At 68.4% G+C, this 14,294-nt stretch carries 12 protein-coding genes; 2 read left to right on the top strand and 10 right to left on the bottom strand.

Going from position 1 to position 14,294, the window contains the following annotated elements:
* Position 1: 1 nt before the first annotated feature.
* The 5 genes from AB4Y68_RS01790 to AB4Y68_RS01770 all read right to left on the bottom strand — a co-directional run bounded on the left by AB4Y68_RS01790 (position 2) and on the right by AB4Y68_RS01770 (position 4,636).
* On the bottom strand, positions 2-1,618 hold the full coding sequence (locus AB4Y68_RS01790) for a cisplatin damage response ATP-dependent DNA ligase (RefSeq protein ID WP_441453521.1): 1,617 nt from the start codon (positions 1,616-1,618) through the stop codon (positions 2-4).
* Positions 1,618-2,637, bottom strand: a complete 1,020-nt coding sequence (locus AB4Y68_RS01785; RefSeq protein WP_441453519.1) for a ligase-associated DNA damage response exonuclease — start codon at positions 2,635-2,637, stop codon at positions 1,618-1,620. Before AB4Y68_RS01785 ends, AB4Y68_RS01790 begins: the two co-directional genes overlap by 1 nt.
* 252 nt (positions 2,638-2,889) lie before the next feature.
* A complete protein-coding gene (gene mnhG / locus AB4Y68_RS01780; protein WP_441453517.1) occupies positions 2,890-3,180 on the bottom strand; it encodes a monovalent cation/H(+) antiporter subunit G in 291 nt (96 codons plus the stop codon).
* 47 nt (positions 3,181-3,227) lie between these two features.
* Positions 3,228-3,512 (bottom strand): K+/H+ antiporter subunit F, encoded by a 285-nt coding sequence (locus AB4Y68_RS01775; RefSeq protein ID WP_441453515.1) that lies wholly within the window; start codon positions 3,510-3,512, stop codon positions 3,228-3,230.
* A gap of 89 nt (positions 3,513-3,601) precedes the next feature.
* On the bottom strand, positions 3,602-4,636 hold the full coding sequence (locus AB4Y68_RS01770; protein WP_441453514.1) for a proton-conducting transporter transmembrane domain-containing protein: 1,035 nt from the start codon (positions 4,634-4,636) through the stop codon (positions 3,602-3,604).
* Positions 4,637-4,802: 166 nt separating this feature from the next.
* Here AB4Y68_RS01770 and AB4Y68_RS01765 point away from each other — a divergent pair, with 166 nt between their 5' ends.
* Positions 4,803-6,881 (top strand): catalase, encoded by a 2,079-nt coding sequence (locus AB4Y68_RS01765; protein ID WP_441453512.1) that lies wholly within the window; start codon positions 4,803-4,805, stop codon positions 6,879-6,881.
* A 50-nt stretch (positions 6,882-6,931) separates the two neighbouring features.
* Here the strand turns inward: AB4Y68_RS01765 and AB4Y68_RS01760 are convergent, their stop codons facing one another.
* The 5 genes from AB4Y68_RS01760 to AB4Y68_RS01740 are packed head-to-tail and all read right to left on the bottom strand — an operon-like array spanning position 6,932 to position 12,339.
* On the bottom strand, positions 6,932-8,026 hold the full coding sequence (locus AB4Y68_RS01760) for a serine hydrolase domain-containing protein (protein WP_441453509.1): 1,095 nt from the start codon (positions 8,024-8,026) through the stop codon (positions 6,932-6,934).
* Positions 8,023-8,514: a YybH family protein gene (locus tag AB4Y68_RS01755; RefSeq protein WP_441453508.1), complete on the bottom strand. Its 492-nt coding sequence runs from the start codon at positions 8,512-8,514 to the stop codon at positions 8,023-8,025. The genes AB4Y68_RS01760 and AB4Y68_RS01755 overlap by 4 nt, the downstream gene beginning before the upstream one ends.
* Positions 8,511-9,401, bottom strand: a complete 891-nt coding sequence (locus AB4Y68_RS01750; RefSeq protein ID WP_441453506.1) for a GNAT family N-acetyltransferase — start codon at positions 9,399-9,401, stop codon at positions 8,511-8,513. Before AB4Y68_RS01750 ends, AB4Y68_RS01755 begins: the two co-directional genes overlap by 4 nt.
* A gap of 4 nt (positions 9,402-9,405) precedes the next feature.
* A complete protein-coding gene (locus tag AB4Y68_RS01745; RefSeq protein WP_441453505.1) occupies positions 9,406-11,487 on the bottom strand; it encodes an alkaline phosphatase D family protein in 2,082 nt (693 codons plus the stop codon).
* Between the two features lie 15 nt (positions 11,488-11,502).
* On the bottom strand, positions 11,503-12,339 hold the full coding sequence (locus tag AB4Y68_RS01740; protein WP_441453503.1) for a TrmB family transcriptional regulator: 837 nt from the start codon (positions 12,337-12,339) through the stop codon (positions 11,503-11,505).
* Between the two features lie 122 nt (positions 12,340-12,461).
* Between AB4Y68_RS01740 and AB4Y68_RS01735 the strand changes: the two genes are divergently transcribed.
* Complete coding sequence (locus tag AB4Y68_RS01735) at positions 12,462-14,273, top strand: aspartyl protease family protein (RefSeq protein WP_441453502.1); 1,812 nt, start codon at positions 12,462-12,464, stop codon at positions 14,271-14,273.
* Positions 14,274-14,294 lie beyond the last annotated feature (21 nt).

Genomic DNA, 14,294 nt, shown 5'->3' with positions numbered 1-14,294 from the left:
TTCATCTCTCGATCTGATCCAGCATCCGCTCCAGCGTCGTCAGTTCGTCGGCCTCCTTGGCCGGCTTGTCCCAGCGGATGCGGCTGATGCGGGGAAAGCGCATGGCCACGCCGGACTTGTGGCGTTTCGACCGCTGCAGGCCCTCGAACGCCACCTCCAGCACCAGGCCGAACTCGCGCGTGGCGGTGACCGAGCGCACCGGGCCGAAGCGTTCGACGGTGTGGTCGCGCACGAACTTGTCGAGCTGTTTCAACTCCTCGTCGGTGAAGCCGAAATAGGCCTTCCCAACCGGGGTGAGGGCGTGGATCCCGTCCACGTCCTCGGTCCAGACGCCGAAGGTGTAGTCGGAATAGAAGCTGGACCGCTTGCCGTGGCCGCGCTGGGCGTACATCAGCACGGCGTCGATCAGGTGCGGGTCGCGCTTCCACTTGAACCACGGACCGCGTGGACGGCCCGCCTCATAGACGCTGTCCAGCCGTTTCAGCATCAGGCCCTCGGCGGATTGCGGATCGCCGGGCGGCGGCGCGGCCCGTCGGGCGGCGAGATCGTCCCAGCGGTCGAAGGGCACCAGCGGCGACAGGTCGATGCGGTCCGATCCTGTCGCGGCGACGAAGCTTTCCAGCCGGGCGCGGCGCTCGGCGAAGGGCAGGGGGCGCAGGTCCTCGCCGTCGGCGGCCAGCAGGTCATAGGCGCGGATGCCCGCCGGATGGCTGGCCATCAGCCTGGCGTCCGCCGTCTTGCGGTTCAGCCGCTGCTGCAGGTCGCCGAAGGGCGCGACCCGGCCCTCGCGCAGCACCAGCAGTTCGCCGTCGATCACGCCGTCATAGGTCAGGGCGGCGACCACGTCAGGGAAGGCGCCGGACACGTCCTCGCCGGTGCGGCTGTAGAGGCGTTTGACGCCGCCCTCGCTGACGGCCTGGACGCGGATTCCGTCCCATTTCCATTCGGCGGCGTAGGCGGCGGGGTCCAGCTTGGGCAGGTCGACGGCCTCGTCGATCGGTTGGGCCAGCATGACGGGGCGGAAGCGGCCGTGGGCCATGGCCGAGGGACGCTCGGCCTTGCCGTCCAGCCAAGCCAGAAGGTCGGCGTAGGGCGGGTTCTGGGCGTGCCAGACCTCCTGAATGTCCGCGACTTCGACGCCGCCGAAATCCGCGGCCGCCTGCCAGGCCAGCCGCGCCGAGACGCCGACGCGCAGGCCGCCGGTCACCAGTTTCAGCAAGGCCCAGCGCCCATCGGCGTCCAGGGCGTCGAGCCAGCCTTCCAGCAGGCCCTGAACCTCGCCGCGTTTGGCCGTGTTCAGCGTGTCGACCACCTCCGACAGCTCCGGCTCGCGGTTGGCCCCGTGACGGGTCGGCCAGATCAGGGCAGCGGTCTCGGCCAGATCGCCGACGTAGTCGTAGGACAGGCGGAACAACTCGGGATCCACCCGCGCCTCGACTGCCTGACGGATCATGGCCGGCTTGGCGGCGGTGAAGGACAGGGCACCGGTCAGGGCGGCCAGGGCCCAGCCCCGGTCGGGATCGGGCGCGTCGGCCAGATGGTCGCGGATCAGCCGCAGCTTGGCGTTGCGCGACGCCGTGAACGACAGGCGGTCCAGCAGGGCGGCGAAGGCGCGCATCAGTCGTCGTCCTCGTCTTCGTAGCCGACAAGGTGTAGGGCGCGCGCCGTCAGCCCCTGCAGTTCAGCCCAGCGGCGCAGGGCGTCGTCGCGGCCATGGGTGATCCAGATCTCCTGTGGCGACAGTTCGGTCAGCGTGGCGGTCAGCTCGTCCCAGTCGGCGTGGTCCGACAGGATTAGCGGCAGTTCGACGCCCCGCTGGCGGACCCGCGCCCGCACGCGCATCCACCCCGAGGCGAAGGCCGTGACCGGATCGGGGAACCGTCGGCTCCAACGGTCGGCGATGGCCGAAGGCGGGGCGATGATGATCCGTCCGGCGAAGTCCGCCTTCGATCCTGTCGCGGGGGCCAGGGATCCCAGGTCGACGCCGAAATGCTCGTACAGCCGGTTCAATCGCTCCAGCGCGCCGTGGACATAGATGGTCTCGTCATAGCCAGTCTCTCGCAGCAGTCTGATCACCCGCTGCGCCTTGCCGAGCGCATAGGCCCCGACCAGGTGGGCGCGCTCGGGAAACTGGACCACCGAGCGCAGCAGGCGACCGATTTCCAGAGTGTCCGGCGGATGGCGAAAGACCGGCAGGCCGAAGGTCGCCTCGGTGATGAAGATGTCGCTGGGCACCGGCTCGAAAGGGGCGCAGGTCGGGTCGCGCCGGCGTTTGTAGTCGCCCGAGGCCGTGACCGTCAGTCCGTCCTGCCGCACCGTCGCCTGGGCCGAACCCAGGACGTGACCGGCTGGCGCCAGAGACACCTCGGCGCTCCCCATCCTGAGCCGTTCGCCATAGGCCAGGGCCTGCGTCCGCCCGGCGAAGTCCGCGCCGTAGCGTTCGCCCATGATGGCCAGGGTCTCGGCGGTGGCCAGGACGGCGCCGTGGCCCGCCCGGGCATGGTCGGCATGGCCGTGGGTGATGACCGCCCGGTCCACCGGGCGCGACGGGTCAATGTAGAAGTCGCCTTCCGGGCACCACAGGCCAGCGGGTGTGGGTCGGAGAACGGAAACGGGACGATGATCGGACAGAGTCATGATCGGGGGGGGGCGGCCTTGGAAGTGATGAAGCAGCGGCAAGCCTTTCAGGCGTCGTCGCATTCAAGACCCAAGAGAAGGCGTCACAGGGGGGAATGACAAGGGCGGGGAATAGGGAACGCGGCTTATGAAGCGGCGTTGCAAATCGCCCGACGGCGCGCGGATGTAAGGGGCTTGGTTCCGCCGCGCTGCCATATGCGCCGCGTGTTCAATCGGCGCAAAAAAGGAAGAGACCGCCGCCGCACCCAGGCCCTATTCAGACGGAGCGTCGTCCTTGCCCTCGACGCGGTCGCGATAGACGGCGGCGCGAGCCAGGAGGATCAGGGTCACGGGCGTCGTGACGGGCAGGAAGACGCCGATCAAAAGATCTTTGAGCGCCAAACGTCCTTCAGAAAGCGACCAGAACGTCACCGAGGCGATGACGATCAGCGCCATGCCCAGCGTGGCGCCGAGCGTGGGCGCATGCACGCGCTCGTAGAAGCGTTTGAGCACGACAAGGCCGATTGAGCCGGTGAGCGCGAGCAGGCTGCCGCCGAGCGTCACGGCGACGATGATCCAGGCCGCCCAAAGCGGCAGGTCCGACGGGGTATTCATTCGATCACCTCGCCGCGCATGAGGAACATGGCCAAGGCGACCGTCGCGGTGAAGCCCAGCATGCCGATGATCAGGGCCGCCTCCAAGTACAGGCCGACGCCGCTGCGCATGCCCTGGACGAGGATCAGCAGCATGGCGTTGACGTAGAGGGTGTCGAGACCGAGCACGCGGTCCTGCGCGCGAGGCCCGCGTATCATCCGCCAGGCCGCCAGTAACATGGCCAGCAGCAGCAGAGCCTGGGCCACGCCCAACCCCCAGTAGAGGATGACGTAGGCGCTCAAGGGAAAATCTCCAGCAACAGGCGTTCATAGCGACCCTTGATCAGGTCGATCCACTCCTGCTCTTCGGTGTGGGGGAGAAGGGGGGCGGATCATGACCCGCTTCCCAGTACGGCGCTGATATAGGCGCGCGGCGAGGCGAGCCATTCGCCGGTCTTCTCGGCGTAGGTCAGGCCGGCGGCGGCTCCGATGCTCAGCCACAGACAGCACAGGACCAGACCGCCAATGGCCAGGAACTCCGGACTGCGGACCTTGTGCGGAGCCGCGTTCTCGCGACGCCAGAAGCCGGCGACGCCAAAGCGCGTCAGCGCGATCAGGGCGGCGAAGCTGGACAGGATAAGGACCCCGACAAGCGTCCAACCAACGGCCGACGAGACGCCGTCGCCGGACAGAAGCGCCGCGAAGATGCCGAGCTCGCCGGCGAATCCCGCCAGCGGCGGCAGGCTGACCGTCACCAGTCCTGCGAGGATGAAGGCACCGCCCAGGAAGGCGGTCGAGGCCGGCAGAACGCGTCCCACCTCCTGCACGTCATCTGCGGCAAAGGGATCGTCATATTCGTCGTCGAACACGGCCTCGTCCGGCGACACAGCCTGATCCTCGCCGCGCGCCAGAATCTCGGCGATCAGGAACAGGGCGCCGGCCGCCAGGGTGGAGGCCGCCATATTGAAGAGGGCGCCGCCGATAGCGTCCGGATCGGCTGTTCCGGCGACCGCCAGAACGGTGCCGGAGGAGGTCATGACCGCATAGCCAGCCGCTTGCTCGAGGCGGCGGGAGGCCACCATGCCGGCGGCGCCGAAGACGATCGTCGCTATACCCGCCGACAACAGCCACAGGGTTCCGAAGCCTGTCGAGGCGCCGGCCTCGGCGCCGAAGAGCAAGGTCGCCAGCCGCAGGATCACATAGACGCCGACCTTGCTGAGAATGGCGAAAACGGCCGCGACCGGAGCGCTGACGGCGGCATAGGCGCCCGGCAGCCAGAAGCCGAGCGGCCAGGCCGCCGCCTTGACCAGGAAGGCCACGCCCAGGATGGCGCAGCCCACGTGGAAGAGGGCCCGGTCATGCTCGGGAATGGCAACCCGGTTGGCGATGTCCGCCATGTTCAGCGCGCCGGTGACGCCATAGATCAAGCTGACCCCGATCGGCCGCCATTGGACGCATCTGGGGTAGGGGCGAGCGTTCCTCTTTGGGGGTGAGCCAGGCCGTTTGCGGCTCTTTCCGCTCTCCTGCGCCGAACGACCTGAGGCCCCGAGCATTAAACCTTCGGTTCCTAACAATCGACCTGAAGGAAACGCCATGGCCAAGCCGCCCGTCGCCGCCCACCCCGGCCAAGCTGGTGAACTCCACCAGACCGCTTCAACCCCCGAGACACGCACCACCACCAACCATGGCGCGCCGATCAGCGACAACCAGAACTCGCTCAGGGCCGGCCCGAGGGGCTCGACCCTGCTGGAGGACTTCATCCTTCGCGAGAAGATCCAGCACTTTGACCATGAGCGCATTCCCGAGCGGATCGTCCATGCGCGCGGCTCGGCCGCCCACGGCTTCTTCGAACTGACCGAGAGCCTGGAGAAATATACGACGGCGAAAATCCTGACAGAGGTGGGCAAGAAGACTGAGCTCTTCACTCGCTTTTCAACGGTCGCCGGCGGCGCGGGGTCAGTGGATACGCCGCGCGACGTGCGGGGCTTCGCCGTGAAGTTTTATACGACCGAGGGCAATTGGGACCTGGTCGGGAACAACATCCCCGTCTTCTTCATCCAGGACGCGATCAAGTTTCCCGACCTGATCCATGCGGTGAAGATGGAGGCGGACCGCGGCTATCCCCAGGCGGCCAGCGCCCATGACACCTTCTGGGACTTCATCGGCCTGATGCCTGAGAGCACCCACATGGTCATGTGGGCCATGTCGGACCGAGCCATTCCGCGGTCGCTGCGCATGATCGAAGGCTTCGGCGTCAACACCTTCCGCCTGATCAACGCCAAGGGGGAGGCGACCTTCGTCAAATTCCACTGGCGGCCCAGGCTCGGGACCCAGTCGACCTGCTGGGATGAGGCGGTGAAGATCGCCGGGGCCGACCCCGACTACCACCGCCGCGACCTGTTCGAGGCCATCGATCAGGGCGACTTCCCGGAGTGGGAGTTCGCGGTCCAGCTTCTAAGCCAGGCCGAGGCCGACGCCCTGCCATTCGACATTCTCGACGCGACCAAGCTGATCCCCGAAGAGGATCATCCTCTGCGGGTCATCGGCCGCATGGTCCTGAACCGAAACCCGGACAACTTCTTCGCCGAGACCGAGCAGGCCGCCTTCCTGCCGACCAACATCGTGCCGGGCGTCGACTTCTCGGAAGATCCCCTGCTGCAGGGGCGGCTCTTCTCCTATCAGGACACCCAGCTGTCGCGACTGGGGACCGTCAACTTCCATCAGATCCCGATCAACCGGGCCAAGGGTTGTCCCTTCCAGAACTTCCAGCGTGACGGCCATATGCAGACACAGGTCTTCAAGGGGCGCGCGAACTACGAGCCCAACAGCCTAGCCGAGGCAGGGGAGGAGGGCGGATCGCGTGAGGATTCGCAAGGCGGCTTCCGCACCGCTGCGGTGCCGATGGACGGCGAGAAGGTCAGGGTGCGCGCGGAGAGCTTCGCCGATCACTACAGCCAGGCCCGGCTCTTCTTCCGGTCGCAGACGGAGATCGAACAGGCCCATCTGGCCAGCGCGCTTGTGTTTGAGCTGTCGAAGGTAACGCTCGACCACGTCCGGGCGCGCGTCCTGGCCAATCTTCGCAATGTCGACGAGACCCTCGCCAAGCGGGTGGCGGAGGGCATGAGCGTGTCCCTGCCCCAGGCGTCAGCGCCGGCCGCGGCACCCATCGACCTCGAACCGTCGCCGGCGCTGCGGATCGTCGGCAAGTACCCGGGTACGCTCAAGGGCCGCAAGGTCGGGATTCTGGTCGCCGACGGCTCCGACGGCGCTGTGGTCGAGGCTGTTCGCAAGGTCGTGGAAGGGGACGGGGGCGCCGTATTCATCGTCGCGCCGAAGATCGGTGGGGCGAAATTGGCGGACGGATCCGTCCTCGCCGCTAACGGCCAACTCGCCGGAAGTCCGTCAGTGCTGTTCGACGCCGTGGCGATCATCCTGTCGGACGACGGCTGCATCCAGCTTCTGAAGGAGGGCGCCGCCGTCGACTTCGCCAAAGACGCCTTCGGGCATCTCAAGGCCATCGGTCACACGCCGCAGGCCCGGCCGCTGCTGGACAGGGCGGGCGTTGAGCAAGGCGACGGCGTGGTGGACGTCGCTGCCTCCGCCAAGGCCTTCCTGTCGCCAGCGCGCACCCGTCAGTGGGAGCGCGAGTCCAGGGTGCGGACGCTGGCCTGAAGACGGCATGCTCCACCCGGGCGAACACCCCGGCCCGACGGGGTGGTCGTTTAGCTCGACGCGTTGCAGGAGGACGATGCGAGCGTTTCCGCAAACTTGCTGAGCGCGCGGAAGCCGTCCTGATTGGTGGTGGCGGCGGCGACAGCCGTGCCTTGCGCGGGGGCATAGTAGGCGACGGTGCCCCAGAAGCCGGAGTGCCAATAGGTTTCGGCCTCGCCGTCGCGTCGGGCCATGAGGCCCAGTCGATAATGATCTCCGCCCGGATGTTCGGCGGGGCGGATCATCGTATTCAAGGTGTCCGGGCGGTCGAAGATCCGTCCTTCGAACAGCGCCGCCATGAAGCGCGCCACGTCGCGCGTCGACATCACCAGACCTCCGCCTCCATACAGATCCATGGAGGCGTGGATGTCGGTGGCGTCGCGTTCGCCAAGAAACTGCCGGGCGCGTGGGGCTGCGCCGGGGGGTGGGGCTTCCATCTCCTCCCACCAAGTCGCGGTCAGACCCAGGCGATCGAGGTGCAACTGCTCGCGTACGGCGGCGGCGATCGTACTGCCGGTGATCCGCTCGATGATGTCGCCCAGCAGGATATAGCCGGTGTCCGAGTAGAGGAATTTCTCGCCCGGCAGGCCTTGCGGGCCGGCGTACTCCATCGACAGCCGCACCAGGTCCTCACGCGACCAGCGCCGGTCGGGCGCGGCGAACAGAGTCTGGATGAAGCGCGGGTCCGAGCCGTGGTCGTAGAGGCCCGAGGTATGATTGAGCAGTTGGCGCACCGTGATCCGCGCCGTGTCGTAACCGCGCTCGCGCAGGATCAGGTCCAGCGCCGGCGTCAGCAGGGGGCGGATCGGCGACTCGATATCCAGCCGGCCTTGTTCCCACAGGCGCAAGGCCGTGGCGGCGGTGAAGGTCTTGGTGTTGCTGGCGATGCGCAGGGGCGTATCGACCGTCATCGGCCGGCCGGTCTCGGGATCGGCTGGGCCGGAGGCCGCGCTTAGCCCGCCCAGCTGGCAGCGCCCTTCGATGGAGACGGCGCTGGGCCGAGGCAGGTCGGCGAGGGCGGATTGAAGATCCCGCTCCGCGGCCACGCTGTCGGTCGGCGAAGCGGCCAGCAGCATGGCCGCCATCAGGCTGAGGGCGCCGGTCACACGGAAGCCGGACGGGTGTCGGGGGTCAGTTGTTCGTAGGCGAGGCGCCAGCCCGCCGGGGTGCGACGCATCAGGTTCACGCCCTGGCCCCCGCCGCTGAGGCGTCGGCCATCGGCCATAGTTCCCCGATAGGTGTAGCGAAACGCGCAGGCGGCGGCGTCCGCGCCGTCGATCAGCCATTCGGGGTCGGTCATCTCATAGACCTCGTCCGGCAGGATTGACCATGTGCGCTCGAACCCGGCGCGCACGGCGGTGATGCCCGCGTCGCGTCGGTCGGAGAAGACGAAGATCGCGTCGGACGCGATCACCCGCTGCTCCAGCAGGTTGAATTCATGGGCGTTGATCAGGCCGCGATAGAGTTCGAACAGGCCTTCGGCCGTGGCGCTGTCTGGGCCGCGAGCCAGGGCACCGCTGGTGGGCAGGGCAGTTGCGGCGCCGGCGGCCAGAGACAGCAGCAGCCGTCGGTTCAGGGGGGCGGGGGGTGTCATGCAAAGGCCTCCGAACGGACCTTGGCGGGCTCCGCGACGCTTGAGGGCGGGTTGAGACGCAGCATTTCGAACCTCTGGGTGCGAGGGGTGGCGCCGAAGCGTTTGAACGCGCGGGCAATGGGGGATTGAGCGGGCTCGTCGGCGAGGCTGAGGCGACGCCCGCGGGTTCGCGCGGCGAGCGAGGCGATCAGGGCCTCGGCGGCCTGGTCGTTTTCCGCCGCTGCGTCGATGAGGTAGGTGACGCCGCTGCGAGCCTGTTCAACCGCATAGGCGGCCAAGCCCGTGGGGCTGCGCCACCCCAGGATGGTCAGGCGGTCCCGCCGCACGGCGCGCTCGACAGCCTCCAGTTCACGCTGCCAGGGCGCGGCGCTGACGCCGACGTGCATGCGGCGATGCAATCGGGCCAGGTCGTCAGGCGGAATAACCTCAAGCGGGTCCGCGCCGCCGCCCACGGCGGCGCTGTTGAAGCTGTCGAGCCGCCGACGGTCGATGAAGCCGGCCGAGGCGTAGAGGCGGCGCGCCTTGTTCGTGGTCATGACCTCCAGCCGCGTCGAGACGATGCCGGCTGCCTCCAGAACGCGGCATTGATGGCGCAGCAAATCCGAACCGACGCCGGTGCGTCGGTGGGCCGCGACGACGCCGAAGCCGCCGATCCAGGCCTCGCCCTGGGATCTCGCGGCCAGGGACAGGCCGACCGGCGTATCGCCCACGGTCGCGACCTGAGAGAGCGGCAGATCGACGCCTGACCCCTCGATGAAGCGCGCCAGTTCGTCCTCGGTGAAGGGCAAGGGGACGGGATAGTTGGCGTAGATTTCACGCCACAGCAGGGTCAGTTCGCCGGGCGGCAGGACGTCTGCGGGATGGTTCCCGGTGGGCGAGGCTTTCAAGGCTTCAGGCTCCCGGATCAAGGTCGAGGATCAGGGGCGCGCGGCCCGCCTGTCGCGTGCGCTCCAGGCGCGGCGTCTCGCCGGTCGTCCAGGCAGGCAGGCGGTGCGCGACGCGATAGGCCAGGGGGATGCCCGCTTCGCCCTCGGTGGAGCGGGTTGGACGCGGCGTGGCGACGAATTCGACATCCAGGGCCTCGTCGGTCGCGGTCACGACGGCAAAGCCGTGGCCGCCCATGTCGGCGAACGCCAGGTGAGGCGCGACGTCGGGATTGGTGGCCGCCAGGGCGTCCTCGATCCGACCCGTCGCCTTCAGCGCATAACAGGCCTTCACGCCGTGCCGGATCGCCAGATTCATCGCCGGCTGAACCGGCGCTGCCTCCGTCGGGCGGTGCAGATAGACAGGCGAAAGGGGGCGGTCCAGCGGCAGGGCCGCCTCGGCGGCCTCGAAACTGGACGGCGTCGATATGGAGCCGACCACGAATTCGGCGGCCACGGGCGCGAAGTCGCCGGGGGGCAGTTCGGGCGCCAGGAGCCCCGCGAAGAAGCTGTGCCGATCACCGACCAGGGTGGCGATATTGGTCACGCCCGCATCGCGGATGAAGTCCAGCAACTCGCGTCGCTCGGCCGGGAAACCGCACCAGTCGTCCGTGTCGTAGAGGCCGTAGCCCTCGGACGGCCAGTCCGCCGCCACCTCGTCCGGCAGATTCTGGAAGTCGGTGCGGCGGTGCAGCATGCCGACCGAATTGCCCCACAGCTTCCAGCGGGCGGTCGAGGTGCGCAGGCGCTCCTTGAACCAGCGCTTCTGCTCGGCCCCCAGCATGCTGCCGGGCGTGGCGTCGCGTCGGGGATTGGGCGCGTCCTTGCCGTCGAAACGCAGGGTGGCCGGCGGCGCGCCCTGGGCCCAGTTTCGCCCGGCATCCAGCACGTCGATCACATCCTGCGCCGCGAACCAGGGAAAGCCCCGGACGGCGAAGGGGGCGGCCGCCTCGCTCTCGGCCACGGCCTGGGCGCGGAAAGAGCGGTTGTGGGTCAGGATCAGCTCGATATTGGCGCCCCAGCGCAGGGACCGCGCGATCTTCAAGCTGTTGATCGCGGCCAGATTGCCGGGCTCATGCGACAGGCCGTCGGCGTCGACGGCGTCCAGCGGCGCGTCTGAGACCGTCGGCGCCAGAAACCGCTCCAGCCTCAGGGTCGCGCCGGAAACCCGGGCGGGGATGTATTCGAACCAGGCCTGATTGGCGGCCAGCTTCAGGTTCTGGGCAGGGCGCGATCCGTCGTAGTTGATCTGGCTCTGCCAGCAGCGGTTAGAGAACTCGTGGTTGTCCCAGACGCAGATGAAGGGCCACAGGGCGCGCGCATCCTGGATGTCGGGATCGGCCAGATAGGCCTGATAGACGTGGCGATAGTCGGCGACCGTGGTCGGAACCTGCAGGGCGCCGACGCGGGCGCCGGTCGGCAGCGGCCCGATCTCGCGCACTACGCGGCCCTGCATCGTCGGCTGGTCCTGGGGCGACCAGATCATCTCATAGATGAAGTCGCCCAGGTGCAGGACGAAACGGATGCGCTCGGCCTCGGGTAGGGCCGCGTCCTCGACGATCATGCGCCGATAGGGGGTGGCGTAGCCCAGGTTGACGTTCTGGCAACTGACGAAGGCGAAGCGGGCAGGGGCGGCGTCGGTCTCGACTGGGGCGGTGAAGGTGCGCCCGGTGCGGCTGGCGGCGCCGTCGGTGTCAATGAAACGATACCAGTAGGCCCGTCCCGGCTTCAGTCCCGCGACCAGCACGCGGCAGGTCCAGTCCGCCGCCGCCTCTGGCGTGACCGAGGCGCGGGCGACCACCCGGCAGAACCCTTCGTCCTCGGACGCCTCGACCGTCAGGGCGCCTTCGACGCCACCCGCGAAGGGCGGGCGGCGGGTCCACAGGATCACGCTGTCCGGGCGGGGGTCGCCGGAGCCCACGCCCTGGGGGAAGCGATCGGGCGCCGGGCGCACGGGGCGCGATCCGGCGACGGCCGGACCGGCGATGGCCAGCACGGCTCCTAAGGATGCCGCGGCGGCGAGGAATTCACGACGGTCCGAGGTGCTCATGGGCAGGGCGCAACTTCATTCATGGGGGATGGGGCTTCCGTCGGACGTCAGGCCGAGGAGGCTGCGCAGACCTGGCGGGTGCATGCCCGCGACGGTCAGCTGCGGGGCGACTTCACGTTCGGGAGCCGGCAGGGCGTGCAGGCGCAGTTCGGCCGACAGGGCGTAGTGCTGCTGTACCGACAGATAGATGCTGTCGCTCCACAGGGCGTGGCGAACTTCGGTCAGGTCGCGGGTCAGCAGGGCCAGCAGATGCTGGGTCGCGTCGGCGGCCAGCCGCAATTCGGCGCCGGGCCAGCGTTCCAGAACCCGTTCGGCCGTCCGTGAACGGACGACCTGATAGCCGCCGTGCCGTGCCTGGGCGTCGTCATAGGCCACGCCAGACACCACCACGCCGCGCTCGACGGCGCGTCCGAGGGCGCCGGCCAGTCGCGCCTCGACCTGAGGGAAGCAGTCGAACAGCAAGGTTTCGGTCGCGGCGTCGATCATCGCCTCGGCCTGGGCCCAGACCTGATCCGGCGAGCGCAGTTGATAGAGGCGATCCTCGGGCTCATGCGATTTCAGGCTCGCCAGGGCGTCTGCGGCGGCTTGGGTTTGGTCCGCGAAACGGGTGTTGAGCGCGGCGATCAACTGATCGGGCGCTACTGCGCGAAACGAGCGCGGATCGCCGCCATCGTCGATGACCGCGCCTTTCTGACTCAGGGTCGACAGGGTCTTGTAGGTGTTGGCCTGCGCTTTCCCGATCCCTTGCGCGATCCGATAGCCGGTCGCAGGGCCGGTGCGCAGCAACTCGCAGTAGGCCAGAGCTTCGGTCTCGGTGAAGCCGAGAGGGATGAGGGCGTCTTCGGGAGCCATGGCATAAACCTATTTGTAATCGCTGCTATCAAAAGTGAAAACGGCGTAATCTGACGCCACAATTTAATCCTTACCATTTTCTCATTTGACGACTAGTCGTTGCTACTAGTCTTCATGGGGCCATGAAGATTCACGCTTTCGCTCTGTCCGCTGCGGCCCTCCTGGCCGCGACCGCGACCGCTTCGGCGGAGACCCCGCCGTCCCCTGAGGAACTGCTGCAACGCCACGCCGCCTGGCGTGGCGGCCCCGCCTTTGAAGGCCTGACGGGGCTGCACCAAACGGGCGTCGTGACCACGACCGGCCTTCAAGGCGTGGCGCAGTGGTGGATCGCCGCCGGGCCCGACGGCGTCCGCCGCGCGCGTCAGGCCTCCGAACTGGGGCCGGTGCACGAGGAGACGGGCGCGACCGAGGGCGACGCCTGGAGCCGCACCATGAGCGGCCAGATCGAAACCCTGTCCCGACTGCAGGCCGAGGACGAGCTGAACGGGGCGGCGTTGATGCTGGGTCTGCTGCCGCGCGGCGCGCGCTCGATCGTGGGCCAGGCCGAAATGCTGGACGGCCGCGCCTGCGCACCCGTGGCGGCGGACGCCGGGCGTCGGCGCTATGAACTGCTGATCGAGGTTTCGAGCGGCGTCCTGTGCGGCGTGCGCGCGTCCTCGCCGGGCAAGAGCCGCACCACCCTCTACTCCGACTGGCGCTGGGTCGACGGCGTGCGCCTGCCCTTCCGGCACGCGGTGGACGATAGCGACGACAACCAGGACGGCCAGATCGTGATCGACAGCCTGTCGCTGAATCCGACGCTGGACGCCGCCACCTTTTCCCGGCCGGAGGCGGCGCGCGTGGTCCGGTTCGATCCGGGGCGGACCGACAGCGGCTGGGTGGATTTCGAACTCTTCTCGCAGCGCCGCATCTTCATTCCGGTGTCCGTTCAGGGGCGTCCTGTCGAGGCCATGCTCGACAGCGGGGCCGAGGTCACGGTGGTGGACCGCGCCTTCGCCGAGTCGATCGGCCTGATCGCCCAGGGCGGGGTCACGGCGATCGGCACCGGAGGCACGGAGACGGTATCCATTGCGCCGGGCTTCGACGTCCGTTTCGGCGAGGCGACGCTGAAGGGCATGACGGTCGCGGTGATGGATTTGTCGGCGATCGCTCAGGCGCTGGGCCGCCCCGTCCCGGTTCTGCTCGGCAAGGAGCTGATGAACCAGTCGATCACCGACATCGATTTCGCCGCAGGCCGGATCAGGCTGGTCTCGGCCGAGGGCTTCGCGCCGCCGCCGGGCACGGTCGAGCTGCCGCTGACGCCGGTCGAGGGCCTGCGTGCCGTGCCTATCACGATCGAGGACGGGCCGCCTGTCCTGGCGATGTTCGACCTGGGCAACGGCTCGGCGCTGTCGCTCTATCCCGGCTACGCCGCCGAGGCTCGTCTGCTGGAGGGTCGCCGGGTCTCGGCCGCTATGGCCGGCGGCGTCGGTGGCGCCGCGCCGTCTGCCTTGGTCAGCCTGAGCCGCATCAGCATCGGCGGCTACGTCTTCGCGAATGTGCCTGCCACCTTGCGCACCAGCGGCGGAGTGTGGGCGCGCGACGATGCGGCGGCCAACATCGGCCTGCCCATCTTTTCCCGTTTCCGCCTGATGATCGACTTCGGCGGCGACAGGCTGTTCCTGCTGCCGGGTCAAAACATGTCGGCGCCCTTGGCGCGCAACCGGTCGGGTCTGAACACCGTGATCAGCAACGGCAAGCGGGTCGTTCGCTACGTGGCGCCTGGCTCTCCGGCCGAGGCCGGAGCCTGGAAGGCGGGCGACGTTATCGTCGATATCGACGGCCAAGGCATCGATCCAGAGAACCACTGGGGCGAGGCGGCGGCCGGGCGGACGGTGACCCTGACGCTCGAGGGCGGGGAACGCCGACAACTCACCCTCGCTGACTATTTCTGACGCGGTGCAAGCGGGGCGTCT

The sequence above is a fragment of the Brevundimonas sp. 2YAF1 genome, from assembly GCF_052114745.1.
Taxonomy (GTDB): domain Bacteria; phylum Pseudomonadota; class Alphaproteobacteria; order Caulobacterales; family Caulobacteraceae; genus Brevundimonas.
Note: the sequence above shows the minus strand (reverse complement) of the source record. Positions and strands in the feature narration are given on the sequence as shown.

Excerpts from the sequence above, each read along its gene's own strand:
- AB4Y68_RS01790 (WP_441453521.1), bottom strand. The coding sequence starts at position 1,618 with ATGCGCGCCTTCGCCGCCCTGCTGGACCGCCTGTCGTTCACGGCGTCG.
- AB4Y68_RS01785 (WP_441453519.1), bottom strand. The coding sequence starts at position 2,637 with ATGACTCTGTCCGATCATCGTCCCGTTTCCGTTCTCCGACCCACACCC.
- AB4Y68_RS01765 (WP_441453512.1), top strand. The coding sequence starts at position 4,803 with ATGGCCAAGCCGCCCGTCGCCGCCCACCCCGGCCAAGCTGGTGAACTC.
- AB4Y68_RS01755 (WP_441453508.1), bottom strand. The coding sequence starts at position 8,514 with ATGACACCCCCCGCCCCCCTGAACCGACGGCTGCTGCTGTCTCTGGCC.
- AB4Y68_RS01745 (WP_441453505.1), bottom strand. The coding sequence starts at position 11,487 with ATGAGCACCTCGGACCGTCGTGAATTCCTCGCCGCCGCGGCATCCTTA.
- AB4Y68_RS01740 (WP_441453503.1), bottom strand. The coding sequence starts at position 12,339 with ATGGCTCCCGAAGACGCCCTCATCCCTCTCGGCTTCACCGAGACCGAA.
- AB4Y68_RS01735 (WP_441453502.1), top strand. The coding sequence starts at position 12,462 with ATGAAGATTCACGCTTTCGCTCTGTCCGCTGCGGCCCTCCTGGCCGCG.